Source organism: Pseudomonas sp. Irchel s3h17 (assembly GCF_900187505.1).
GTDB lineage: Bacteria > Pseudomonadota > Gammaproteobacteria > Pseudomonadales > Pseudomonadaceae > Aquipseudomonas.
The window spans coordinates 56,975-80,550 of record NZ_FYDL01000012.1; the positions used below are offsets into that span (position 1 = coordinate 56,975).

The 23,576-nt window shown below is 61.9% G+C and carries 20 protein-coding genes; 9 read left to right on the top strand and 11 right to left on the bottom strand.

All coding sequences use genetic code 11. From position 1 onward, the window contains the following. Position 1: 1 nt before the first annotated feature. Together glyA and CKW25_RS18545 are read right to left on the bottom strand one after the other, a co-directional pair. On the bottom strand, positions 2 to 1,255 hold the full coding sequence (gene glyA, locus CKW25_RS18540; protein ID WP_095081391.1) for a serine hydroxymethyltransferase: 1,254 nt from the start codon (positions 1,253 to 1,255) through the stop codon (positions 2 to 4). A gap of 314 nt (positions 1,256 to 1,569) precedes the next feature. Continuing rightward, positions 1,570 to 2,292 carry a TraX family protein gene (locus CKW25_RS18545; RefSeq protein ID WP_095081392.1) on the bottom strand — a complete coding sequence of 241 codons (723 nt, stop codon included), beginning with the start codon at positions 2,290 to 2,292 and terminating at the stop codon, positions 1,570 to 1,572. A 130-nt stretch (positions 2,293 to 2,422) separates the two neighbouring features. Between CKW25_RS18545 and CKW25_RS18550 the strand changes: the two genes are divergently transcribed. After that, entirely contained in the window at positions 2,423 to 3,463 is a 1,041-nt protein-coding gene (locus tag CKW25_RS18550) for a low specificity L-threonine aldolase (protein WP_095081394.1), read from the top strand. 261 nt (positions 3,464 to 3,724) lie between these two features. Next, positions 3,725 to 4,549 carry an NAD(P)-dependent oxidoreductase gene (locus CKW25_RS18555; RefSeq protein ID WP_095081395.1) on the top strand — a complete coding sequence of 275 codons (825 nt, stop codon included), beginning with the start codon at positions 3,725 to 3,727 and terminating at the stop codon, positions 4,547 to 4,549. A 40-nt stretch (positions 4,550 to 4,589) separates the two neighbouring features. Here the strand turns inward: CKW25_RS18555 and gbcB are convergent, their stop codons facing one another. Further along, positions 4,590 to 5,690: a glycine-betaine demethylase subunit GbcB gene (gbcB, locus tag CKW25_RS18560; protein ID WP_095081397.1), complete on the bottom strand. Its 1,101-nt coding sequence runs from the start codon at positions 5,688 to 5,690 to the stop codon at positions 4,590 to 4,592. 295 nt (positions 5,691 to 5,985) lie between these two features. Between gbcB and gbcA the strand changes: the two genes are divergently transcribed. Beyond that, a complete protein-coding gene (gbcA, locus tag CKW25_RS18565; protein ID WP_095081398.1) occupies positions 5,986 to 7,281 on the top strand; it encodes a glycine-betaine demethylase subunit GbcA in 1,296 nt (431 codons plus the stop codon). A gap of 958 nt (positions 7,282 to 8,239) precedes the next feature. On the opposite strand, the gene CKW25_RS18570 is transcribed toward gbcA, so the two are convergent. The 7 genes from CKW25_RS18570 to CKW25_RS18600 form a co-directional block, all read right to left on the bottom strand. Beyond that, positions 8,240 to 9,157: an RHS repeat-associated core domain-containing protein gene (locus CKW25_RS18570; protein WP_256577992.1), complete on the bottom strand. Its 918-nt coding sequence runs from the start codon at positions 9,155 to 9,157 to the stop codon at positions 8,240 to 8,242. Between the two features lie 124 nt (positions 9,158 to 9,281). Then, complete coding sequence (locus CKW25_RS18575) at positions 9,282 to 10,052, bottom strand: electron transfer flavoprotein subunit beta (protein ID WP_095081401.1); 771 nt, start codon at positions 10,050 to 10,052, stop codon at positions 9,282 to 9,284. Positions 10,053 to 10,067: 15 nt separating this feature from the next. Continuing rightward, entirely contained in the window at positions 10,068 to 11,288 is a 1,221-nt protein-coding gene (locus tag CKW25_RS18580) for an electron transfer flavoprotein subunit alpha/FixB family protein (RefSeq protein ID WP_095081402.1), read from the bottom strand. After that, the gene (dgcB, locus tag CKW25_RS18585; RefSeq protein ID WP_095081403.1) at positions 11,288 to 13,249 is read right to left on the bottom strand and encodes a dimethylglycine demethylation protein DgcB; all 1,962 of its coding nucleotides are present in this window, start codon (positions 13,247 to 13,249) and stop codon (positions 11,288 to 11,290) included. Before dgcB ends, CKW25_RS18580 begins: the two co-directional genes overlap by 1 nt. 210 nt (positions 13,250 to 13,459) lie before the next feature. After that, on the bottom strand, positions 13,460 to 15,520 hold the full coding sequence (gene dgcA / locus CKW25_RS18590) for a dimethylglycine demethylation protein DgcA (RefSeq protein ID WP_095081404.1): 2,061 nt from the start codon (positions 15,518 to 15,520) through the stop codon (positions 13,460 to 13,462). A gap of 15 nt (positions 15,521 to 15,535) precedes the next feature. Then, positions 15,536 to 16,066 carry a DUF5943 domain-containing protein gene (locus CKW25_RS18595; protein WP_008033249.1) on the bottom strand — a complete coding sequence of 177 codons (531 nt, stop codon included), beginning with the start codon at positions 16,064 to 16,066 and terminating at the stop codon, positions 15,536 to 15,538. A gap of 213 nt (positions 16,067 to 16,279) precedes the next feature. Then, positions 16,280 to 17,257 (bottom strand): dipeptidase, encoded by a 978-nt coding sequence (locus CKW25_RS18600; RefSeq protein WP_095081406.1) that lies wholly within the window; start codon positions 17,255 to 17,257, stop codon positions 16,280 to 16,282. Positions 17,258 to 17,494: 237 nt separating this feature from the next. On the opposite strand from CKW25_RS18600, the gene CKW25_RS18605 reads away from it, so the two are divergent. Next, positions 17,495 to 17,896 (top strand): lysozyme inhibitor LprI family protein, encoded by a 402-nt coding sequence (locus tag CKW25_RS18605; protein ID WP_095081407.1) that lies wholly within the window; start codon positions 17,495 to 17,497, stop codon positions 17,894 to 17,896. 116 nt (positions 17,897 to 18,012) lie between these two features. Beyond that, on the top strand, positions 18,013 to 18,429 hold the full coding sequence (locus CKW25_RS18610) for a DUF3010 family protein (RefSeq protein WP_095081409.1): 417 nt from the start codon (positions 18,013 to 18,015) through the stop codon (positions 18,427 to 18,429). A 287-nt stretch (positions 18,430 to 18,716) separates the two neighbouring features. On the opposite strand, the gene CKW25_RS18615 is transcribed toward CKW25_RS18610, so the two are convergent. Then, on the bottom strand, positions 18,717 to 19,676 hold the full coding sequence (locus tag CKW25_RS18615) for a GlxA family transcriptional regulator (protein WP_095081411.1): 960 nt from the start codon (positions 19,674 to 19,676) through the stop codon (positions 18,717 to 18,719). Between the two features lie 193 nt (positions 19,677 to 19,869). On the opposite strand from CKW25_RS18615, the gene CKW25_RS18620 reads away from it, so the two are divergent. The 4 genes from CKW25_RS18620 (at position 19,870) to CKW25_RS18635 (ending at position 23,568) form a co-directional block, all read left to right on the top strand. Beyond that, the gene (locus CKW25_RS18620) at positions 19,870 to 20,814 is read left to right on the top strand and encodes a choline ABC transporter substrate-binding protein (protein WP_095081413.1); all 945 of its coding nucleotides are present in this window, start codon (positions 19,870 to 19,872) and stop codon (positions 20,812 to 20,814) included. A 101-nt stretch (positions 20,815 to 20,915) separates the two neighbouring features. Then, on the top strand, positions 20,916 to 21,803 hold the full coding sequence (locus CKW25_RS18625) for a 3-keto-5-aminohexanoate cleavage protein (RefSeq protein WP_095081415.1): 888 nt from the start codon (positions 20,916 to 20,918) through the stop codon (positions 21,801 to 21,803). A 142-nt stretch (positions 21,804 to 21,945) separates the two neighbouring features. After that, positions 21,946 to 22,911, top strand: a complete 966-nt coding sequence (locus tag CKW25_RS18630; protein ID WP_095081417.1) for an L-carnitine dehydrogenase — start codon at positions 21,946 to 21,948, stop codon at positions 22,909 to 22,911. 180 nt (positions 22,912 to 23,091) lie between these two features. Then, positions 23,092 to 23,568 (top strand): thioesterase family protein, encoded by a 477-nt coding sequence (locus tag CKW25_RS18635; RefSeq protein WP_095081419.1) that lies wholly within the window; start codon positions 23,092 to 23,094, stop codon positions 23,566 to 23,568. The last annotated feature ends 8 nt before the right edge of the window (positions 23,569 to 23,576 follow it).

Consider the following 23,576-nt stretch of genomic DNA (forward strand, 5'->3'; position numbering starts at 1 on the left):
CTCAGCGATAAACCGGGAAGTCCGCGCACAGGGCCGCGACGTTCTTCGCCACATCGGCTTCAACGTCGGCGTCGCCGAGGTTGTCGAGGATGTCGCAGATCCAGCCGGCCAATTCCGTGCACTGGGTGACCTTGAAGCCACGCGAGGTCACGGCCGGGGTGCCGATGCGCAGGCCCGAAGTGACGAACGGCGACTGTGGGTCGTTCGGTACGGCGTTCTTGTTCACGGTGATGTGGGCGCGACCCAGGGCGGCGTCGGCTTCTTTACCGGTCAGGCCCTGGCGGATCAGGCTCACCAGGAACAGGTGGTTGTCGGTGCCACCGGACACTACATCGTAGCCACGTTTGATAAAGATGCCGGCCATGGCCTGGGCGTTGTCGATCACTTGCTGTTGATACACCTTGAAGCCGGGCTCCAGCGCTTCCTTGAAGCACACGGCCTTGGCGGCGATCACGTGCATCAGCGGGCCGCCCTGGCCACCGGGGAACACGGCGGCGTTGAGTTTCTTTTCCAGCTCTTCGTTGGCGCGGGCCAGGATCAGGCCGCCCCGTGGACCGCGCAGGGTCTTGTGGGTGGTAGTGGTGACCACGTCGGCGAACGGAATCGGATTCGGGTACAGGCCGGCAGCCACCAGACCGGCAACGTGGGCCATATCGACAAAGAGATAAGCGCCGACTTTGTCAGCGATCTGACGGAAGCGCGGGAAATCCAGGGTCTTGGAGTAAGCGGAGAAGCCGGCGATGATCATTTTCGGCTGGTGTTCGACCGCCAGGCGCTCGACTTCGTCGTAGTCGATCAGGCCGGTGTCGGTGTCGATGCCGTATTGCACCGCGTTGTAGAGCTTGCCGGAGAAGCTGACCTTGGCGCCGTGGGTCAGGTGCCCGCCGTGGGCCAGGCTCATGCCCAGCACGGTGTCGCCGGCTTGCAGCAGGGCCAGATAGACCGCCGCGTTGGCCTGGCTGCCAGAGTGCGGCTGGACGTTGGCGTAGTCGGCGCCGAACAGCTGCTTGGCGCGCTCGATGGCCAGCGCCTCGACCTTGTCGACGTGCTCGCAACCGCCGTAGTAACGCTTGCCCGGATAACCTTCGGCGTATTTGTTGGTCAGGCCGCTGCCCTGGGCTTCCATGACGCGCTTGCTGGTGTAGTTCTCTGACGCGATCAGCTCGATGTGATCTTCCTGGCGCAGCTCCTCGGCATTCATCGCCGCCAGCAGTGCATCGTCGTAACCCTGGATCTGGTCTTGCTTGCTGAACATCGCGTATCTCCCAGCGGCGGCGGTGCGCCATTCGTCTCGGTGAGGCACCTGCCTTTGCGCAGTGCCCTTTGGATGCGATGGTATGGCCGGCTTCGAGTGGTCAAATGCCTATGGACGCCACGCAAAGGTGCGTTTACGACATGGGCCGATATGGCACGAAAAATGTGGATGACTCTTGTGGCGAGGGAGCTTGCTCCCGCTGGGCTGCGTAGCGGCCCCAAAAACGGCGACCGGGATTTCCTCGAGCGCATTGACGAGATCAGCGCGGGCTTCGCCCACGAGCGGGAGCAAGCTCCCTCGCCACGGGGATGGGGTCAGGCGATGATTTGGCGCACGGCCAATAGCACGAGAAAATGCACGGGATAGAGCGCGTAAGCCCAGCGCCGCATCGGCGGTGGCGAGCACTGGCGCAAACCGCGCAACAGCAACAGACCGCCCAGCGGTGCGATCAGGCAAACGCCAAAAGCGACCTCGGCGAGCGTGTTGCCGTGGCGACTGGCGGCAATCAGCGCCTCCCACTCATTGGCCGCCAGGCAGACCAGCCCCGGCAACACGGCGAAATACCACGGCTTGCGGATCACCAGCAGCGTCGCCAGGGGCAACAGGACACCGAACATACCGAACATCAGTCGCTCACTGAACAGGGCCCCCAGCAGCAGCGCCACCAGCCCCAGCCCGCGCGCCTGAAGGTCCGGTTGTTGCCAGCCACGCGCAACCAGCAACCCCAGCGCCAGTGTGGGCAACACGTTTAAAACGCCAGGATCAGGGATATACAACCGGTAGGGAATTTCACTCAACAGACTGAACAGCAGTAACCAGCCCAGGTAACGCCACTGACGCCCGCCATCGTGGGGCACCGCGGCCGGCCGCGCCAGGTTGGCCGCCATTGCCAGGCAAAACCACGGGAACGCCAGACGCCCCGGCACATACAGCAGGTCCAGGGGCAACCCGACGTAACGCAGGTGATCGAGCACCATGCTCAGCAGCGCCAACCATTTGAGCAGATCGAGCGCCCCGTCACGTTGAGTCACGTGCATAATCGCCCATCGACTGTGTAGTTTTCTGACAGACACATCCCGTGTGCTCCCCGGACGATCTTCGGTAAAGTACGCACCCTCATTGACCAACGAACTCTTCACCCAAGAGTCTCGACCACGGAAGCGGGCCATGACCGATAAGAGCCAACAATTCGCCAGCGACAACTATTCCGGCATCTGCCCTGAAGCCTGGGCCGCCATGGAACAGGCCAACCAGGGCCACCAGCGCTCCTACGGCGACGATGAATGGACTGCCCGCGCCTCGGACGACTTCCGCAAGCTGTTTGAAACCGACTGCGAAGTGTTCTTCGCCTTCAATGGCACCGCCGCCAACTCACTGGCCTTGTCGTCGCTGTGCCAGAGTTACCACAGTGTGATCTGCTCGGAAACCGCCCACGTCGAAACCGACGAATGCGGCGCACCGGAGTTCTTCTCCAACGGCTCCAAGTTGCTGATCGCCGGCACCGAGAACGGCAAGCTGACACCGGCCTCGATCCGCGAAATCGCCCTCAAGCGCCAGGACATCCACTACCCGAAACCCCGGGTCGTGACCCTGACCCAGGCCACCGAAGTCGGCAGCGTCTACACCCCGGACGAAATCCGCGCCATCAGTGCCACCTGCAAAGAACTGGGGCTGAACCTGCACATGGACGGCGCGCGCTTCTCCAACGCCTGCGCCTTCCTCGGCTGCTCGCCCGCCGACCTGACCTGGAAAGCCGGCGTCGACGTGCTGTGCTTTGGCGGTACGAAAAACGGCATGGCGGTCGGTGAGGCAATTCTGTTCTTCAACCAGAAACTGGCCGAAGACTTCGACTACCGCTGCAAACAAGCCGGTCAACTGGCGTCGAAAATGCGCTTTCTCTCGGCACCCTGGGTCGGCATTCTCGAAAACGATGCCTGGCTCAAATACGCCCGCCACGCCAACCACTGCGCGCAGCTGCTGGCCGAACTGGTCAGCGATATTCCCGGCGTTGAACTGATGTTCCCGGTGCAGGCCAATGGCGTGTTCCTGCAACTGTCGGAGTCGGCCGTCGCGGCACTGACCGAGAAAAACTGGCGTTTCTACACCTTCATCGGCAAAGGCGGCGCCCGCTTCATGTGCTCATGGGATACCGACGAAGAGCGCGTGCGGGAACTGGCGGCGGATATCCGCGAAGTGATGTCCCACTAAGTCCTTCGAGCAGCAACCCGATCCCCGGTGGCGAGGGAGCTTGCTCCCGCCGGGGCGCGAAGCGGCCCTGAAACCTGAGCACGCGGTCTGCCTGACAGACCGTGTTCTGAGGGTTTGGGTCTGCTTCGCAGCCCAGCGGAAGCAAGCTCCCTCGCCACAAAAGCTCATTCGCCACTCTATTCCTCCCACCACAGCGTCTTGGTCTACATTGTCCTGCGAGCCACTCGATCCGCATCGATAACAACAAGCAGGAGCGAACGCATGTCACTACAAGGCAAAACCCTGTTCATTACCGGCGCCAGTCGCGGGATCGGCCGTGAGATAGCGCTGCGCGCCGCACGGGACGGGGCCAATATCGTGATCGCCGCCAAAAGTGCGGAGCCCCACCCCAAGCTGCCCGGGACCATCCATAGCGTGGCCCTGGAAGTTGAGGCGGCAGGCGGCAAGGCGCTGGCCCTGCAGGTCGATGTTCGCGACGAAGCCGCGGTACAGGCGGCACTGGCCCAGGCCAATGAACATTTCGGCGGTATTGACGCGCTGGTCAACAATGCCGGGGCAATCAAGCTGACCGGGGTTGCGCACATCGAACTCAAGCGCTTCGACCTGATGCATCAGATCAACACCCGCGCCGTGCTGCTGTGCAGCCAGGCCGCCCTGCCCTATCTGAAAAAAACCGGCGGACACATCCTCAACCTGTCGCCACCGCTGAACCTGGCCAGCAAATGGTTCGCCCAGTACAGCCCCTACACCGTGACCAAATACGGCATGAGCATGCTGACCCTGGGCATGAGCGAGGAATTTGCAGCCTTTGGCATCAGCGTCAACTCGTTGTGGCCGCAAACCATGATCGCCACGGCCGCCATCGAGTTTCAGCTCGGCTCGCGGGAGTCGTTCAAGCACGCCCGTACACCTGCCATCATGGCCGATGCCGCCCACGCCATTCTCAGCAGCGCCAACCGTAGCCTGACCGGACGTTTGTTGATCGACGAGGAAATACTTCGGGAACAGGGGGTCACCGAGTTCGATCACTATCGCTTCGCGCCGGGCACCACCGATAAGCTGATGACCGACCTGTTTATCGATTGAGGCGCCGCCGATCCCGCCCTGGCGGGCGGGATCGTTTCGACTAGAACTCGATGCGCACGTCGCCTTTCGGCACGCTGCAGCACGACAGGATGAACCCGTCGGCTTCGTCCTCCTCGGTGATCCCGCCGTTGTGCTCCATCTCCACTTCGCCCCCTAGCTTCAACACCTTGCAGGTGCCGCAAATGCCCATGCCGCAGGCTTTCGGGATCATCAGGCCGACCTTGGCCGCCGCCGCATGCACGGTCTCGCCCGGGGCCACGCGGATGCTCTTGCCGGAGGCGGTGAACTCCACTTGATGCAGGTCCGCCGCGTCGACTTCCGGCGCGTCGGCTGCCTGCTCGGCTTGCTCCACCGCATCGGCGCGGGCTTCCGGTGGCGTGGCGCCGAAGGATTCCTCGTGATAGCGCTTCATGTCGAAGCCGGCGTTTTCCAGCAGGCGCTTGACCGCGTTCATGTACGGCGTCGGGCCGCAGCAGAACACTTCGCGCTCTAGGAAGTCCGGCACCATCAAGTCCAGCATCTTGTGGTTCAGGTAGCCGCGATAACCGGCCCAAGGCTCGCCCAGGCCATGTTTCTCGCAAATCAGGTGCAGGCTGAAGTTGTCGATCCGCGACGCCATATGCTCCAGCTCGCGGTGATAGATGATGTCTTTGGGCGAGCGGGCACTGTGGATAAACGTCATGTCGACGTTGCCGTTGGTGTCGTAGAACCAGCGGGCCATGGACATGCACGGGGTAATGCCGACACCGCCGCTGAGGTACAGCACTTTCGGGCTGGGGAAGTCGATGGCGTTGAACAACCCCACCGGCCCGTGCACCGCCAGCTCCTGGCCTTCGTGCAGGGTGTCGTGCAGCCAGTTGGAAACCTTGCCGCCCGGCACGCGCTTGATGGTCACCGAAAAACTGTAGGGTACCGACGGCGAACTGGAAATGGTGTAAGACCGCATGATCGGCTGGCCTTCGATCTCCAGTTCCAGGGTGACGAACTGCCCCGGCTTGAAGAAGAACATGATCGGCTGATCGGCCATGAAGCAGAAGGTGCGCACGTCCCAGGTTTCCTGGATGACTTTGACGCAACGGACAATATGTCGACCATTGGCCCAGGTCTGGGTGGTTACCGGGTTCAGGAAGCTGTTGGACATGCTGATCTCCACGGCCGACTGTCGGCCTCATATTGGCGATTCTGCTCAAGGCGCGAGGCGACCACTTACCTATCTACGACATTCACGTACTTATCGCGACCAGCCCCTGTACACCGGGGGTTGAGCGTCGGGAACAGATTGCATCATGTCGCCCATGGATAAGGTTCTGACCAGCGCCGGCCCCACACTCGCCCCATACCAAGACACAACCTTTACACCTTGCGTAGCAACCCTGAGCAGCACACCTGATTAGCCACTTTCGCCGGCCACACAGAATGGCCTTGAGGATTAAACGATGGACGTCACCACTACCCTGAGCCTGGGCGATCCACTGGAACCCGCACGCAAGGCCACCGCACAAATGCTGCAAGAACGCGAACGCACGTTCTCGCTGCCACAACCGTTCTACTCCGATGACCGCCTGTTCGATATCGACATGCAGGAAATCTTTCAGAAAGAGTGGTTGATCGCCGGCATGACCTGCGAGATCCCGACCAAGGGCAACTACCTGACCCTGCAGATCGGCAAGAACCCGATCATCGTGATCCGCGGCGCCGAAGGCGTAGTGCATGCCTTCCACAACGTCTGCCGCCACCGTGGCTCGCGCCTGTGCACCAGCGACAAAGGCAAGGTCGCCAAGCTGGTCTGCCACTACCACCAGTGGACCTACGAGCTCGACGGGCGCCTGCTGTTCGCCGGCACCGAGATGGGTGACGACTTCGACATGAAACAGTACGGCCTCAAGCCGGTGAACGTGAAAACCGCCGGCGGCTACATTTTCATCAGCCTGGCGGAAAACCCGCCGGCCATCGATGACTTCCTGTCGACGCTGAACCATTACATGGAACCGTACGACATGGAGAACACCAAGGTGGCGATCACCACCACCTTGATGGAAAAGGCCAACTGGAAACTGGTGCTGGAAAACAACCGCGAGTGCTACCACTGCAACGCGTCGCACCCGGAACTGCTGAAAACCCTGCTCGAGTGGGACGACGTCACCGACCCGCGCGCCGACCAGGCGTTCAAGGACCACGTGGCCAATTCCGCCGCTGCCTGGGAAGCCGAGAAGATCCCTTACGCCCACGCCAGCTTCGGCCTGCGCAACCGCATCGTGCGCATGCCCCTGCTTAAGGGCACCGTGTCCATGACCCTGGACGGCAAGCAAGGCTGCAAGAAGCTCATGGGCCGCATCCAGAACCCGGACCTGGGCTCGATGCGCATCCTGCACCTGCCGCACTCCTGGAACCACTGCATGGGCGACCACATCATCGTCTTCACTGTGTGGCCAATCAGCGCCCAGGAAACCATGGTCACCACCAAGTGGCTGGTGCACAAGGACGCCGTCGAAGGCGTGGACTACGACGTGGAGCGCATGCGTCAGGTCTGGGATGCCACCAACGACCAGGACCGCCGCCTGGCCGAAGAGAACCAGCGCGGGATCAACTCCACCGCCTACCAGCCTGGACCGTACTCCAAGACTTACGAGTTTGGCGTGGTGAACTTCGTGGACTGGTACAGCGAGCGCCTGCTGAACAACCTGGGTGCAGAGCCTGCGCCATACCTCAAAGGGGTTCCGGTTCAAGGCTAAAGCAAGCCTCTGTAGGAGCGTAATGCTGTTCAGTTAAGAAACGCTTGAAGCGAGTGAGAGACCCGTGGCGAGCGAGCTTGCTCGCGCTGGGGCGTGAAGCGCCCCCAACAAAGTGACTGCGGTCTTTCTGAACGAACTCGGCGATAGTTTTTTGGGCTGCTGTGCAGCCCAGCGCGAGCAAGCTCGCTCGCCACGGGGGATGTATTGAGCAACCCTATCGTTAACTGAACAGCATTGCTGTAGGAGTCTTGTTTGCATTAGGTTTTCTTCCGGCTATATCCTTCTCATCCTTTAGAACTGTACGAAATATGATCTATTTCGTTCAGAGCCATACCCCCCGTGGCTCCCAGCCTTCAGCAAACAAGTTATCCACATCTTCACCCACAGCAATTGGGGACAACTGTGGATACGTGGAAGATTTTCTCCACAGAAAACCAAGAAAATCCGTGACTTATTCAATTAACGGTTTTTCACCGGCAATTGAACACTTTTTAACCAAAACCCTGTAAGCCACGGTATACGTGGCTTGCATCGGATCGCAAACACCTTATCCACAGAAGCGCCAACAGACTTTGGGGGCAACTCGTGCACTGTCGTCATGTTTTGTGGAAAACCCGGTCCAGACAGCAGATTTCAAGGCTTTGAGTGGCCATCGAGGGGTAAAAACACGCATTTGGTTATTTATTGATCAAAACCTTGCAGAGCCCGACCCATAAGGCTCGCAGCCGACAGCGAACATCTTATCCACAGAAGCGCCAACAGAGATTGGGGGCAAGTCTCGAACAAGGGATCTCCTCATCCACTGAAAAAAGCTTGAAAAAACAACCAGTAGCACTGGTTGTTTTTCGTACAAAGGCTTGCAGGGCTTGCTGTGCAGGGGGTGTAGCGATGGGAGAACATGTTATCCACAGAAGTGCTAACAGGGATTGTGGGTAATTCGTCAGCAACGCCTGAACCGTTAGGTTGACTGACGTATAACGCCGACATTATTCACCAGGCCGGGCGCTTGCGGGGTTTCGCCTGTGGCGCCCACCACGACCTCTGTCAAAGGAACATCAGGGTGCCTCCCCGGGACCTGACCAGGCGCCTGTCCCCGGAGCAAGTTCCATCCACTGGCCTCCTTGGTCGCCTCCCACAGTACTCGTCCTCGTGACTGCCCGTTATTCGCTGCCGTTCTCCACCATTGTCCAGCACTCACGGAGTTCTGCATGACGGCACCTGTGCCTGTCAGGCTCTGACCTGCAATAACGCCCGCGTTCGATACGAACGACATGACGGTGCCAGGCATAGCGGCGGTCGCCGCAGCAGGTACTCCTACTGCGCGTAACGGCACGCTCGAAGCACCGCCCCAGAAACTGAACATGTTACCAATTCGTGTACGCAGCGTTGGCGTTACGCCGGACACAATCGAGGCTGCCGCCCTGTTGATCGCTGCACCCGCAAAAACCATATTCAAACCGGTGGAAACCGCATTCCCAAGCAGCGCCAGCCACGCCTCACCGGATGGATCAACCCGGTTCATGGGTGAGCCCGAACAATATGCATATGGATTCAATCCCCCCTCACCAAACGGACTCAACCGATCCGGGCTATGAAACCGCATCAACACCGGGTTATAGACCCGATGACCATTGCCCAGGTGATACCAACCAGTGGGATGTTCAGCAAGTTGCCCATTGAAACCCAGGCCCGCACTCGTCGGGCGCAGGCTACTGGGCGAGCCATAGGCGGTGTAAGTGCGAAGGTTCGGACCGCTGCGGTCCAGTTCGGCGAGGATCGATTGTTGCAGATCGGTCGCCAGCAACAGGGTGCGTGGCAGCGCTACCGTGGTTGCTGGTGGGTGGGCAGGACGTGGGGCGTTACCGGCGGTGGGCATCAGGTGGCCTCGCATCAATCCAGACGCCCCGCAGTGCTGCTGCGGGGGGCTCAATCCATGCTCATCAACCTAACAAAAGCGCGTTGAATGCAACACTAGCAGTTCTGCTAGGGCGCCCTCAGAACTAGCGAACAACGCCCTCTTCAATCAGCAGCTTGAGGATCGCCTCGGCGCCTTCCTGGGCACTCACGCCCTTGAGCACCTGGCCACCGCCGCCACTGGCCTTGGCCGTGGCCGCCTTCATGCGGTCAGCGCCGCTCTTGGCCTTGATCACTTTCAGACGTTTAGGTCGGGGCTTGGCCGGTTGCAGCGTGGCGACGGCGAGCAGTTCGTCGTCGAGCACTTCAACGTCCTCGGCCTGCAAAACCCCGCGCCGCGCCGGGCCGAACGCGCTTTGCCGAGGCTTGGGCGCGGCGTTATCCACCGTCGCCAGAAACGGCAAGCGGACTTTCAAGCGCCGCCGCTGGCCACGGGGCAAGGCTTGCAACACCAGGGCCGAACCGCCGTCGATGGACTCGACCTGCGCCAGCCCCACCACCAGCGGCCAGCCGAGGCTTTCGGCCAGCAGGAACGGCAACATGCCCGAGCCTTCACCGGTTTCCGCCTGGCTACCGGTCAGCACCACTTGGGCACCCGCGCCGCGCAAATAGTCGGTCAAGGCCGGCAACGCATCGGCGCCCGCCGGTTGTTCCAGCACATGCAACTGTTCAAGGCCCATGCCCAAATAGGCGCGCAACGCAGGCTCGGCGACGTCGCCGGCATGCAACACCTGCAAGTTATCCCCAGCCAGTTGCAGACCGAGTTCCACCGCCCGCGCATCCTGTTCCGCGCGACGTGGCCGACCGGAAGTCGGGTGGGCGCCGATGGACACCAGGCTGATGATTTTCGTGCTCATAACCCTTTCCTTCCCTTAAGCCGCATCGCGCTTGGCACCGTTGCGGTAAGCCTCTACCGCCGCGATCAAGGCGTGAAGCATCTCGGCGCTTTCGCCGATCACCGACAGGTCGGCCCGCTTGATCATGTCGCACCCGGGGTCCAGGTTGATCGCCACCACCTTGTCGCAGGCACCAATGCCCTGCAGGTGCTGGATCGCCCCGGAAATCCCCACCGCCACGTAGACCCGCGCGGTGACCCAGGTGCCGGACGCCCCGACCTGACGGTCGCGGGCCATGAAACCGTCGTCCACCGCCACGCGGGATGCGCCTTCGGTCGCACCGAGGGCTTCGGCGGTCCTGTGGAAAAGTCCCCAGTCCTTGACCCCGTTGCCGCCGGAGAAGATGAACTCGGCCTCGGCCATGGGAATCGCCGCCGGGTCCACCGCCACCGCGCCCAGATCTTCGATCCGCGACAGGCTGCGCGCCACGGTTGTGGATAACTCCACGGGCAGTGCTTCGTGACGGGTGTCGCTGACCGGTTCGGCACATTCCACGGCCGCCAGAATCAAGCGCGCGACAGGTCGCGCCAAGTCCTGCAGACCGGCACCGGCACGGCCGATGCAGTGCTCATCCTTGACCTGCCAGACCCGTGTGGCCGGGCGTTCGCCCACGGCGGCGGCAAAGCGTCGACCCAATTCGCCACCACCAGTGCGGCTGTCCGGCAGCAACCAGTGACGTGGGCTGAACTGGTTATCCACAGCCCGCAGGCCCTGGACTCGTTGCTCCGGCGCATAACCTGAGAATTCGTTGCCCTCGAGCACCAGCAGGCGGTCGACACCGGCCGTGCTGAAGGCGTTTTCCTTGTGTTCGCCAAAGACAATCGCCAGTACGGCGCCGTCCTCGCCCGCCAACTGATGGGCCAAGCCCAGCAGGTCGCGGTCGTGGCTGCTCAAGCGACCACCGACCATGTCCGGCACCACACCGATGTAGAACGCAGGGGCTGCTACCTGATGCAACGGCAGTTGCACTTCAACGGTCGCCGTACGCTTGGCCGCACCGCCCTGCTGGGCACCGCTGCGGTCGATCCGCTTGATGCCGTTGGGGCCGATGAAGCCGATGCCATGGGGATTCTTGCGGATGACCCCGTTAGGGCCCATCCAGCTGTGTTGCACCGGCTGCATGGCCGCGTGCAGCGGATGCAGGCGGTTACGGGCGATCCATTCGGCCCGTGGGTCGCGGCGGATAATGTCGCTCATCAGTGGGCCTCCGCAGGTTCACGTTTGGCCGGTGAGTTCGGCCGGGGCGCCGCGTCTTCGAGCAGCGCGTCGGCCACCAGTTCGGCGATGTCCTTGATCAGCGGCCGGGGCTCGACCACGCCTTCAAGCATCGCGGTGCACTGTGGACAACCCACGGCCACCAGTTCGGCACCGGTCTCGCGGATGTCTTCCATGCGCATGTCGGGAATCCGCTGCTTGCCGGGGATATCGGTGATCGGCGCACCGCCACCGCCGCCGCAGCAGCGCGAACGGAAACCGGAGCGTTGCATTTCCTTGACCTCGATCCCCAGCGCACGCAGGACCTGGCGCGGCGCCTCGTATTCGCCGTTGTAGCGCCCCAGGTAGCACGGGTCGTGGTAGGTCACGCTGTTGCCCTTGTGCTGACCGAGATTGAGCGCACCGGCGTCGATGATTTCTGCCATGTAGGTGCTGTGGTGCTGCACCAGGTAGTTGCCATCGAAGGCACCGTACTCGTTTTTCAGTACGTGGAAACTGTGGGGGTCGCAGGTGACGATGCGGTTGAAGCTGTACTTGGCCAGGGTCTGGATGTTGCGTTTGGCCAACAGCTGGAAGGTCGCTTCATCGCCCAGGCGCCGGGCCACGTCGCCACTGTCACGCTCCTCAAGGCCCAGTACGGCAAAGTCGACGTTCGCCGCTTTCAGGACTTTGACGAACGCGCGCAAGGTACGCTGGTTACGCATGTCGAAGGCACCGTCGCCGACCCAGAACAGCACGTCAGTGGCTTTCTTTTCGCTGAGCAGATTGAGGCTCAAGTCCGCCGCCCAGTTCATCCGCCCGCCCGGGGCAAAACCGCCCGGGTTGTCGGTGGCGATCAGGTTTTCCAGGACTTCGGCGCCCTTGTTCGGCGTCGCGCCTTTTTCCAGGGTCAGGTGCCGACGCATGTCGACGATGGCGTCCACGTGCTCGATCATCATCGGGCACTCTTCGACGCAGGCACGGCAGGTGGTGCAGGACCACAGTGTTTCGGCATCCACCAGACCGTTGACGATCGGTTGATGCGGGTTCCCGGCGTGCTCACCGATTGGCTTGCCCCTGCCGTCAAGGGATGGGTAGGGGCTGCCGGCGAACTTCGCATCCGTGCCTCCGGCCAGGCCGACCACCATGTCCTGAATCAGTTTTTTCGGATTCAGCGGCTGGCCGGCGGCGAACGCCGGGCAGGCCGCCTCGCATTTGCCGCACTGCACGCAGGCGTCGAAGCCCAGCAACTGGTTCCAGGTAAAATCCTTGGGCTTTTCCACGCCCAAGGGGGCTTGCGGGTCGTTCAGGTCAAGCGGTTTGAGACCCGTGGAACGACCACCACCAAAACGTTCGGCGCGACGGTGCCAGGCCAGGTGCAGGGCACCGGCGAAGGCGTGCTTCATCGGCCCGCCCCAGGTCATGCCGAAGAACAATTCCGAGACGCCCCACAACACACCGACGCCAAGGATCACCGCCAGTACCCAGCCGCCAAAGTTTTCCGGGAGGATGCCTGCCACCGGCAGGGTCACCAGGAAGAACGACGCGGAGAAGGCCAAGAGGCTTTTCGGCAGGCGCATCCATGGGCCTTTGGACAACCGGGCCGGAGGATTGCGCCGACGCAGGTAAACAAAGATCGCACCGACGAACATCACCGCCGACATCAACAGCAGCGCATAGCCGAGGATGCGGTTATGCAGGCCGAAACCGTGGACCAGAATCGCCAGCACCATGGACGCCACCGCACCGCCGGCCGTGGCGACGTGGGTGTTGGCGATGTATTTGTCCCGCGCCACCACATGGTGCAGGTCGACCATGTAGCGCTTGGGCATGGCCAGCAGGCCACCGATCAGGTCGACTTTCGAAGGACGGCCCCGGCGCCACATATTCACCCGCCGCAACGCACCCAGAACCGCGAGGCCCAGGGCAGCGAACAGCAGGATTGGAAGAAGGGTGTTCAACATGGTGAAGCTCCCAAAGACCGCAGGGTCATGTGCGCGCCGGTAACGGCAACGCACCTACTTGTGGCGAGGGAGCTTGCTCCCGCTGGAGTGCGAAGCGCTCCCAAAACAGCCGAAGGTGCATATCTGATGCGCCGCGACTGCTGGTTTTGGGGCTGCCTTGCAGCCCAGCGGGAGCAAGCTCCCTCGCCACAGGTGATGGTGGTGATACCGTTAGAAATCCTTGCACAGCCGCAACGCATCGTAGATCGCCGCGTGCACGTTACGCTGGGCCACGCAGTCGCCGATGCGGAACAGCAGGTAGCCGTCGCCGCTCTGTTCGAGGCATGGTTGCGGCTTGATCGCGAACAGGGCTTCGACATCCACCTGGCCCTTGTTGCGCGAGCCTTCCTTGAGCGCGTAGTAGATTTCCTCATCCGGCCGCACGCCGTTTTCCACCACCACCTGGTCCACCACCCGCTCCTCTTTGGCGCCGGTGTATTCGTTTTCCAGCACCGCAATCAGCTTGTCGCCTTCGCGGTAGACCTTTTCCAGCATCATGTCGCCGGTCATGATCACTTCTTTGGGGTACATGCTGCGGTAGTAGGTCGGGAACGATGTACCGCCAATGGCCACACCCGGCTTGATGTCGTCGGTGACGATCTCGACCTGGCTGCCCTTGTCGGCGAGGAAATCGGCGGTCGACATCCCGGTGAACTCGCAAATGGTGTCGTAGACCAGCACGTTCTTGCCAGGCGCCACCTTGCCGTCGAGCACATCCCAGCTGCTGACCACCAGGCCTTCAGCCGCGCCCCAGTGTTCGTTCTGCTCCAGGAATGGATGGCCGCCAACGGCCAGCACCACCACGTCCGGACGCAGGTCGAGAATGGTCGCCGCATCAGCGGCCACGCCCAGGCGCAGGTCGACTTTCAAGCGTGCCAGCTCCAACTGGAACCAGCGGGTGATCCCGGCGATCTGGTCCCGTTGCGGGGCTTTCGAGGCGGTCGTGATCTGCCCGCCGATGAATTCTTTTTTCTCGAACAGGGTCACGTCGTGGCCACGCTCGGCGGCCACACGCGCCGCTTCCATCCCGGCAGGGCCGGCACCGACCACTACCACCTTGCGTTTTGGCCCGGTGGACTTCTCGATGATGTGCGGCACCCCCATGTATTCACGGGAAGTCGCGGCGTTCTGGATGCACAGCACGTCCAGGCCCTGGTACTGGCGGTCGATGCAGTAGTTGGCGCCGACGCACTGCTTGATCTGGTCGATCTGGCCCATCTTGATCTTGGCGATCAGGTGCGGGTCGGCGATGTGGGCGCGGGTCATGCCGACCATGTCGACGTAGCCGCCCTCCAGAATCCGCGTGGCCTGGTTCGGGTCCTTGATGTTCTGCGCATGCAGCACCGGGATCTTGACCACTTCCTTGATCCCGGCCGCCAGGTGCAGGAACGGCTCCGGTGGATAACTCATGTTGGGGATCACGTTGGCCAGGGTGTTGTGGGTGTCGCACCCCGAGCCCACCACGCCCAGGAAATCGAGCATGCCGGTGTCGTCGTAATACTTGGCGATCTGCTTCATGTCCTCGTGGGACAGGCCGTCCGGGTGGAACTCGTCACCGCAGATACGCATGCCGACGCAGAAATCGTCGCCGACCTCGGCGCGCACGGCTTTCAATACTTCCAGGCCGAACTTCATTCGCCCTTCGAAAGTGCCGCCCCACTCGTCGGTACGCTTGTTGACCCGCGGGCTCCAGAACTGGTCGATCATGTGCTGGTGCACCGCCGACAGTTCGACGCCATCCAGGCCGCCGGCCTTGGCCCGACGCGCGGCCTGGGCGTAATTGCCGATTACCCGCCAGATTTCTTCCGGCTCAATGGTCTTGCAGGTGGCGCGGTGCACCGGCTCACGGACGCCCGACGGCGACATCAGGGTCGGCCAGTTGAAGCCGTCCCAGCGCGAGCGACGGCCCATGTGGGTAATCTGGATCATGATCTTGGCGCCGTGCTTGTGCATGGCGTCGGCCAGATTCTGGAAGTGCGGGATGATGCGGTCGGTGGACAGGTTCACCGAACTCCACCATTCCTGTGGGCTGTCGATGGCCACCACCGACGAGCCGCCACAAATCGCCAGGCCGATCCCGCCCTTGGCTTTCTCTTCGTAATACTTGACGTACCGGTCGGTGGTCATGCCGCCGTCGGTCGCATAGACCTCGGCGTGCGCGGTGCTGAGCACGCGGTTGCGGATGGTCAGTTTGCCGATCTGGATCGGCTGGAACATTGCTTCGAAAGCCATGGCGGGGTCCTCGACTTACAACGGCTTGACGGTGAACAAACCGTCGTCGTGGCCTTCTTCGGAGCCACCGTAGACTTGCTCGGCAACCGTGCGGATCTTGCTGCCACGCGCCTGCAGGATCTGGTCCATGGCACCGGCAAACCAGCCGGTGAACATGTAGTCGACCTTGCGTCCGACCTTGCCGTAGACGTAGACGAACGCCGAGTGCTCGAGCTTGACGCTGGCAGTGCCTTTGTCCAGGTCAATGTCCTGGATCTTGAACAGCCCCCAGCCACGTTGCGACAGGCGCTTCATGTAGTGTTCGAACACCGCGACGCCTTCCAGGCCATGGCATTCGGCTTCTTTTTCACACCAGTGCCAGGCGGACTTGTAGCCGGCCTTGTAGAGAATCTCGGCGTAGGCGTCGGCGCCCAGCACTTCCTCGATGCCCATGTGGTTGTTGACGAAGAAATGACGCGGTACGTACAGCATCGGCAGGGCGTCGGAGGTCCAGACACCGGTCTCGCTGTCGACTTCGATAGGCAATTGCGGGGCGATCTTGGCCATGGAAACTTAACTCCAGAAAATTCGTGGTCAGTGCTTAGCAAAGCTTTTGCTTTGCTCTTATAAACAAGCCGAGTGAATGACTTTGGAGCCGTAGCGAGCACGTCGAGAGCAAGGAAGGACCGGAGCGACAAGCGAGACAGTACGGGACGTACGGCGAGCTTGGCGCGAGGACCTGACGCAGCTATCGGCGAGCGGAGTAGGCTCCAGAGTTATTCACTCGCCCCAGACGTCTTTGAGAACGTTCACCCAGTTCTCGCCCATGATTTTTCTCACCACACGCTCGGGATGGCCGCGCTTGAGCAGCGTCTCGGTCAGGTTCGGGAACTCGCCTACGGTGCGGATACCCAGCGGGTTGATGATCTTGCCGAAGCTGGTCAGGCGGCGGGCGTAGCCCTTGTCATGGGTCAGGTATTCGAAGAAGTCCTGGCCATGGCCCTGGGTGAAGTCGGTGCCGATACCGATGGCGTCTTCGCCGACGATGTTCATGGTGTATTCGATGGCTTCGGCGTAGTCGTCGATGGTCGAATCGATGCCCTTGGCCAGGAACGGTGCGAACATGGTCACGCCGACGAAACCACCATGGTCGGCAATGAACTTGAGCTCTTCGTCAGACTTGTTGCGCGGGTGCTCCTTGAGCCCCGACGGCAGGCAGTGGGAGTAGCAGACCGGCTTCTTCGATTCGAGGATGACTTCTTCGGAGGTCTTGGAGCCCACATGGGACAGGTCGCACATGACGCCGACGCGGTTCATCTCGGCCACGATTTCGCGACCGAAACCCGACAGGCCGCCGTCACGCTCGTAGCAACCGGTGCCTACCAGGTTCTGGGTGTTGTAGCACAGCTGCACAATACCGACGCCCAGCTGCTTGAAGACCTCGACATAGCCGATCTGGTCTTCGAAGGCGTGGGCATTCTGGAAGCCGAAGAGGATGCCGGTCTTGCCCAGCTCCTTGGCCTTGCGGATATCAGCCGTGGTGCGCACCGGCATCACCAGGTCGCCGTTCTCGCGAATCAGTTTCTGGCTGGCGGCAATGTTGTTGACGGTCGCCTGGAACCCCTCCCACACCGACACGGTGCAGTTGGCCGCGGTCAAGCCGCCTTTGCGCATGTCTTCAAACAGCTCACGGTTCCACTTGGCAATGATCAGCCCGTCGATAACGATGCTGTCGGCGTGCAATTCGGCTGGGCTCATCAGGCTGTCCCCTTATTAGCGATTCATGCGCCGAATCGTCTGCCGGCGCTTTGGGGTCAGCATATGCCTCGGTGCCTGTGCAGCCGGGTGCAAAAACGACAGGGGAATTGCCGAAAGCGTCAAGACACGACAAAGGGACCAGGCCAGTGCTGATTGCCTGCCTGTTCTTTAGCCGGCGCTTGAGCCAGAATTCGCCGCATCAATGGATGGTTCACTGGAATATGGGGCGGCGGCGCAATGAAATCGATCTTCCTGGCTTTGGCACTGATGACCACCGGCGTACATGCCGCCGAAGAGGCTGACAACAGCCCGTGCGACGCGGTCGAAAACGACATCCAGACCCTGGAGTGCTCGGCCTACAACAAAACCACCGCGGAACAGTTGCTCAAGGAGAATTTCCAGGGGTTGCTGGAGCGGGTCAAAGCCCAATACGCGGATAACAAGACACAAGTGGTCGACATCACCGGCAAACTCCAGACCGCCGAACAGTTGTGGATGAAGTCCCGGGATGCCGATTGCGCCATTGCGCCGTTCCCCGCCGCCGTGGGCAGCAAGGCCTATGCCATCGACCAGAACGACTGCCTGGCGAACAAGAGCGACGAACGATCGGAGTTTCTCGAGTCGATTGCGCAGGAATGAGGTCTTCGGCGACCGTTCGGTAACCCCGGCCCCATTGGGCGCGATCTGGCTGAGCTGCGATTGTCCGCAAGCGCCAGGACAAACAACGCACCTCCCACACACTCCAAAGGACTTACATGAAACTCTGCGGCATCGAAATCAAAGGCAGCGAAGCCATCATCGCTGTAGCTTCCCTTGACGGCCAGGCGCTGAGCCACGTCGCCCTGAACACCAAGAAAATCGCCCTGGACGATGACGACGAAGCTGCCAACGTCAAAGCCTTCGCGGCGCACGTCGCCTCGTTTGTCCGCGAGCATGCCATCGACCGGATCGCGATCAAGAAACGCAGCAAGAAAGGCGAGTTCGCCGGCGGGCCGACCACGTTCAAGATCGAAGGGGTTTTCCAGCTGCTGGACAATTGCGAGGTGACGCTGCTGTCGCCGCAGACCATCAATGCGCAAAACAAAAAACACGACTTCGCCCTGCCGGCCACGCTGAACAAGTATCAGCATGAAGCCTTCAAAGCGGCATGTTCGGCGCTGATGAAGAAGTGACCTGCTTGCCCAGGCGCAGCTGATCCCATGTGGGAGCAACGGTCCTGACACCGGGGGGGAGCGCCGAGCACATCCCCCGTGGCGAGCGAGCTTGCTCGCGCTGGGCTGCGCAGTAGCCCCAAAACCGGTCACCGGGGTTTATCTGAACGACTGCAATAGTCTTGTTGGGGTCGCTTCGCAACCCAGCGCGAGCAAGCTCGCTCGCCACGGGACAGCGTTCACACTTGGTTGAACGACATGAGTGCATACGCTCCCACAGGGCTCTACGGTGAAACCCAAGTCCGTGCCTAGACCACCTCCCGCCCATCCCCCAGCCGGCGCCGATCCTCCCGTGGGCATCGAACAAATTTTGTCCGATAACTGCGGGTGAAATACGACGGCGATTCAAACCCGCAGGCAATACTCACTTCCAACACGCTCATGTCGGTCTGGCGCAGCAGTTGTCGGGCTTTTTCCAGGCGCAGGCCCAGGTAGAAATTGCTCGGCGTATCGTTGAGGTGCAGGCGGAACAGGCGCTCCAGCTGCCGTCGCGTGACCTTGATCGACTCCGCCAGTTCCAGGGTGCTCAGGGGCGGCTCGCTGTGCCGTTCCATCTCGCCGATGACCTGCACCAGTTTCTTGTTGCTGATGCCATAGCGCGTGGCGATCTGCATGCGCTGGTGGTCTTTGCGCGGGCGGATGCGCCCGAGTACGAATTGCTCGCTGACCTGGACCGCCAGCTCTGGACCGTGGGCCTGGTCGATCAGGTCCAGCATCAAATCGATGGACGCGGTGCCGCCGGCCGAAGTGATGCGTCGGCGGTCGATTTCGAACAGTTCCTGGGTGACGCTCAGCTGTGGATAGGACTCCTTGAAGGCCTCGATGGCTTCCCAGTGCAGGGTCACCCGATGGCCGTCCAGCAGGCCGGCTTCGGCGAGGACAACACTGCCGGTATCGATCCCACCGAGGGTGACGCCCTCGTGATCCAGGCGGTGCAGCCAGTGCTCCAGAGCCGGGTCGACGAACTTCAGCGGTTCGAAGCCAGCAACCACCAATAACGTCGCGCCCTTCTTCAGCGGTTCCAGCGCCGCGTCGGCGTTGAGTGACATGCCATTGCTGGCCAATACCGGCCCGCCGTCGGCGCTCAGCACATGCCAGCGGTACAGCTCGCCGCGAAAGCGGTTGGCCACCCGCAGCGGCTCGATCGCCGAAATGAAACCAATCGCCGAGAATCCCGGCATCAGCAAAAAGTAGAAATCCTGGGACATGGAACGCACTCGGATAGCGGGCAGCGTGTGGACGTTGATACGCCACTTGCCAGCGACAGACAAGGGCACAGGTCGCTGCAGTGCAAGAGCTGGTCGCCGCTGTGCGTTTTCTGCGATGTTGAGCTGCGTAACGTGACATCACCGGCACGACAGATGCCGGACCCGACAATAACGACCTGCCGAGGATCCCACCATGAAACGACTGATCAGCAGCTGTGTGCTTGCACTCAGTGGTACCGCTTTCTTGAGTTCTGGCGCCATGGCTGCCGACCCTGCCGCGTGCCAGAACGTGCGCATGGGCGTGGTGAACTGGACCGACGTGATCGCCACCAGCGCCATGACACAAGTGCTGCTCGATGGCCTCGGCTACAAGACCAAACAGACCAGCGCTTCCCAGCAAATCATCTTCGCCGGCATCCGCGACCAGCGCCTGGACCTGTTCCTGGGCTACTGGAACCCGCTGATGACCCAGACCATCACCCCGTTCGTCGACGCCAACCAGGTCAAAGTCCTTGAAGCCCCGAGCCTCAAGGACGCCCGCGCCACCCTGGCCGTGCCGACCTACCTGGCCGACAAGGGCCTGAAGACCTTCGCCGACATCGCCAAGTTCGAAAAGGAACTGGGCGGCAAGATCTACGGCATCGAGCCCGGCTCCGGGGCCAACACCCAGATCAAGGCGATGATCGCCAAGAACCAGTTCGGCCTGGGCAAATTCCAGCTGGTCGAATCCAGTGAAGCCGGCATGCTCGCGGCGGTGGATCGCGCCGTACGGCGCAAGGAAGCCGTGGTGTTCTTCGGCTGGGCGCCGCACCCGATGAACGTCAACGTGCAGATGACCTACCTCACCGGCAGCGACGACGCCCTCGGCCCGAACGAAGGCATGGCCACGGTCTGGACCGTCACCGCACCGAAATACGCCGAGCAGTGCCCGAACGTCAGCCGCCTGCTGAGTAACCTGACCTTCACCGCCGAAGACGAGAGCCGGATGATGCAACCGCTGCTCGACCACAAGGACGCCTTCGAGTCGGCCCGCCAGTGGCTCAAGGATCACCCGCAGGATCAGCAACGCTGGCTCGAAGGCGTGACTACCTTCGACGGCAAACCGGCTGCCGCGAACCTGCAACTGACTCACCAGTAACACCGACATGAACCACCGCTTCGCAGCCGCCGACGGCTGCGAACGGGATCGCTACGCCTCCCCATTACGCCCGGAAAATCCGGCCTGAAGGAAATCCCACCATGAACCATGACGTCATCATCACCTGCGCACTCACCGGTGCTGGCGACACGACCGCCAAGAGCCCGCACGTGCCGGTCACCCCGAAACAGATCGCCGCGGCCGCGGTAGAGGCCGCCAAAGCCGGGGCCACCGTGGTCCATTGCCATGTGCGTGACCCGCAAACCGGCAAGTTCAGCCGTGACGTGGCGCTGTACCGCGAGTTGATGGAGCGGATTCGCGAAGCGGACGTCGACATCATCGTCAACCTCACCGCCGGCATGGGCGGCGACCTGGAGATCGGTGCCGGCGAGAATCCGATGGAGTTCGGCCCGAACACCGACCTGGTCGGCCCGCTGACCCGCCTGGCCCATGTCGAGGCGTTGCTGCCGGAAATCTGCACCCTGGACTGCGGCACCCTGAACTTCGGCGATGGCGACACTATTTACGTCTCCACCCCGGCCCAGTTGCGTGCCGGCGCCAAACGCATACAAGAACTGGGGGTGAAGGCCGAGCTGGAAATCTTCGACACCGGTCACCTGTGGTTCGCCAAGCAAATGATCAAGGAAGGCCTGCTCGACGACCCGCTGTTCCAGCTGTGCCTGGGCATCCCGTGGGGCGCACCGGCCGACACCACCACCATGAAGGCCGTGGTCGACAACCTGCCCGCCAATGCGGTGTGGGCCGGCTTCGGCATCGGCCGCATGCAAATGCCGATGGCCGCCCAAGCGGTGCTGCTCGGCGGCAACGTCCGGGTCGGGCTGGAAGACAACCTCTGGCTGGACAAGGGCGTACTGGCGACCAACGGCCAACTGGTCGAACGCGCCAGCGAAATCCTCAGCCGCCTCGGCGCCCGTGTCCTGACCCCGGCCGAAGGCCGCAAGAAAATGGGCCTGGTCCAGCGCGGTTAAGCCCAACCTACTTCTAACACCTGTGGGAGCGGGCTTGCCCGCGAAGAGGCTGGTGCATCCAAAGCCTCTTCAGTGGTGATCCACCGCTTTCGCGGGTAAGCCCGCTCCCACAGGGATCACCGGTATCTTTCAGGAAATCGCCATGAGCTTTATCACCGAAATCAAAACCTTCGCTGCACTGGGCAGTGGTGTCATCGGCAGCGGCTGGGTGTCCCGCGCCCTCGCCCATGGCCTGGATGTGGTGTCCTGGGACCCGGCACCCGGTGCCGAGGCCGCCTTGCGCCAACGCGTCGCCAATGCCTGGGGAGCCCTTGAGCAACAGGGCCTGGCACCCGGCGCGTCACAGGATCGACTGCGTTTTGTGGCGACCATCGAAGAGTGCGTGCGGGACGCCGATTTCATCCAGGAAAGCGCCCCGGAGCGCCTTGAGCTGAAACTCGAACTGCACGGCAAGATCAGCGCGGCGGCCAAGCCCGATGCCCTGATTGGCTCCAGCACCTCGGGCCTGCTGCCCAGCGAATTCTACGAGAGCTCGACCCACCCTGAACGCTGTGTGGTCGGCCACCCGTTCAACCCGGTGTACCTGCTGCCCCTGGTGGAAGTGGTCGGTGGCAAGAACACCGCACCTGAAGCCATCCAGGCCGCAATAAAGGTGTACGAGTCCTTGGGCATGCGCCCGCTGCATGTGCGCAAGGAAGTACCAGGATTCATCGCCGACCGCCTGCTCGAAGCGCTGTGGCGCGAAGCGCTGCACCTGGTCAACGACGGCGTGGCCACCACCGGTGAAATCGACGATGCCATCCGCTTTGGCGCCGGGCTGCGCTGGTCGTTCATGGGCACCTTCCTGACCTACACCCTGGCCGGTGGCGATGCTGGCATGCGCCACTTCATGGCTCAGTTCGGCCCGGCCTTGCAACTGCCGTGGACCTACCTGCCGGCACCGGAACTGACCGACAAGCTAATCGACGATGTGGTCGACGGCACCCGCGATCAGTTGGGTAAACACAGCATTTCGGCGCTGGAGCGCTATCGTGATGACTGCCTGCTGGCGGTGCTGGACGCGGTGAAGACCACCAAGGCCAAGCATGGGATGTCCTTCAGCGAATAAACCCCGAAACCTGTGGCGAGGGAGCTTGCTCCCGCTGGACTGCGCAGCAGTCCCAAACCCTGTGTCTGCGTACTCACAGAAAAACCGCATTCACCGGTTTAACGACCGCTTCGCGGCCGAGCGGGAGCAAGCTCCCTCGCCACGCCTGTGTACACCCACGAAAACCTGTGGAGTTCCACCATGCCCACCCTCACCACCTACCAAACCACCATCATCCCCGACTGGGTCGATTACAACGGCCATCTGCGCGATGCCTTTTACCTGCTGATTTTCAGCTACGCCACCGACGCGCTGATGGATCAGCTGGGCATGGACAGCAGCCACCGCGAAGCCACGGGCAACTCGTTGTTCACCCTTGAGCTGCACCTCAACTACCTGCACGAAGTGAAGCTCGGCACCGAGGTTGAAGTGCATACCCGGATCATCGGCCACGACCGCAAGCGCCTGCACCTCTACCACAGCCTGCACCGGGTGGACGACCCACTGGAGCTGGCGGGCAACGAGCAGATGCTGCTGCACGTCGACCTTGCCGGCCCCCGTTCGGCGCCATTCAGCGAGCAGGTCGCCAACAAGCTGATGGCCCTGACCGCCCTGCAATCGGACCTGCCCACACCGACTTACATCGGCCGGGTCATTGCACTGCCACCGGAAAAATAACACCGCAC

Coding starts and splice junctions, on each gene's coding strand:
- glyA (WP_095081391.1), bottom strand. CDS start 1,255: ATGTTCAGCAAGCAAGACCAGATCCAGGGTTACGACGATGCACTGCTG.
- CKW25_RS18545 (WP_095081392.1), bottom strand. CDS start 2,292: ATGCACGTGACTCAACGTGACGGGGCGCTCGATCTGCTCAAATGGTTG.
- CKW25_RS18550 (WP_095081394.1), top strand. CDS start 2,423: ATGACCGATAAGAGCCAACAATTCGCCAGCGACAACTATTCCGGCATC.
- CKW25_RS18555 (WP_095081395.1), top strand. CDS start 3,725: ATGTCACTACAAGGCAAAACCCTGTTCATTACCGGCGCCAGTCGCGGG.
- gbcB (WP_095081397.1), bottom strand. CDS start 5,690: ATGTCCAACAGCTTCCTGAACCCGGTAACCACCCAGACCTGGGCCAAT.
- gbcA (WP_095081398.1), top strand. CDS start 5,986: ATGGACGTCACCACTACCCTGAGCCTGGGCGATCCACTGGAACCCGCA.
- CKW25_RS18570 (WP_256577992.1), bottom strand. CDS start 9,157: ATGCCCACCGCCGGTAACGCCCCACGTCCTGCCCACCCACCAGCAACC.
- CKW25_RS18575 (WP_095081401.1), bottom strand. CDS start 10,052: ATGAGCACGAAAATCATCAGCCTGGTGTCCATCGGCGCCCACCCGACT.
- CKW25_RS18580 (WP_095081402.1), bottom strand. CDS start 11,288: ATGAGCGACATTATCCGCCGCGACCCACGGGCCGAATGGATCGCCCGT.
- dgcB (WP_095081403.1), bottom strand. CDS start 13,249: ATGTTGAACACCCTTCTTCCAATCCTGCTGTTCGCTGCCCTGGGCCTC.
- dgcA (WP_095081404.1), bottom strand. CDS start 15,520: ATGGCTTTCGAAGCAATGTTCCAGCCGATCCAGATCGGCAAACTGACC.
- CKW25_RS18595 (WP_008033249.1), bottom strand. CDS start 16,066: ATGGCCAAGATCGCCCCGCAATTGCCTATCGAAGTCGACAGCGAGACC.
- CKW25_RS18600 (WP_095081406.1), bottom strand. CDS start 17,257: ATGAGCCCAGCCGAATTGCACGCCGACAGCATCGTTATCGACGGGCTG.
- CKW25_RS18605 (WP_095081407.1), top strand. CDS start 17,495: ATGAAATCGATCTTCCTGGCTTTGGCACTGATGACCACCGGCGTACAT.
- CKW25_RS18610 (WP_095081409.1), top strand. CDS start 18,013: ATGAAACTCTGCGGCATCGAAATCAAAGGCAGCGAAGCCATCATCGCT.
- CKW25_RS18615 (WP_095081411.1), bottom strand. CDS start 19,676: ATGTCCCAGGATTTCTACTTTTTGCTGATGCCGGGATTCTCGGCGATT.
- CKW25_RS18620 (WP_095081413.1), top strand. CDS start 19,870: ATGAAACGACTGATCAGCAGCTGTGTGCTTGCACTCAGTGGTACCGCT.
- CKW25_RS18625 (WP_095081415.1), top strand. CDS start 20,916: ATGAACCATGACGTCATCATCACCTGCGCACTCACCGGTGCTGGCGAC.
- CKW25_RS18630 (WP_095081417.1), top strand. CDS start 21,946: ATGAGCTTTATCACCGAAATCAAAACCTTCGCTGCACTGGGCAGTGGT.
- CKW25_RS18635 (WP_095081419.1), top strand. CDS start 23,092: ATGCCCACCCTCACCACCTACCAAACCACCATCATCCCCGACTGGGTC.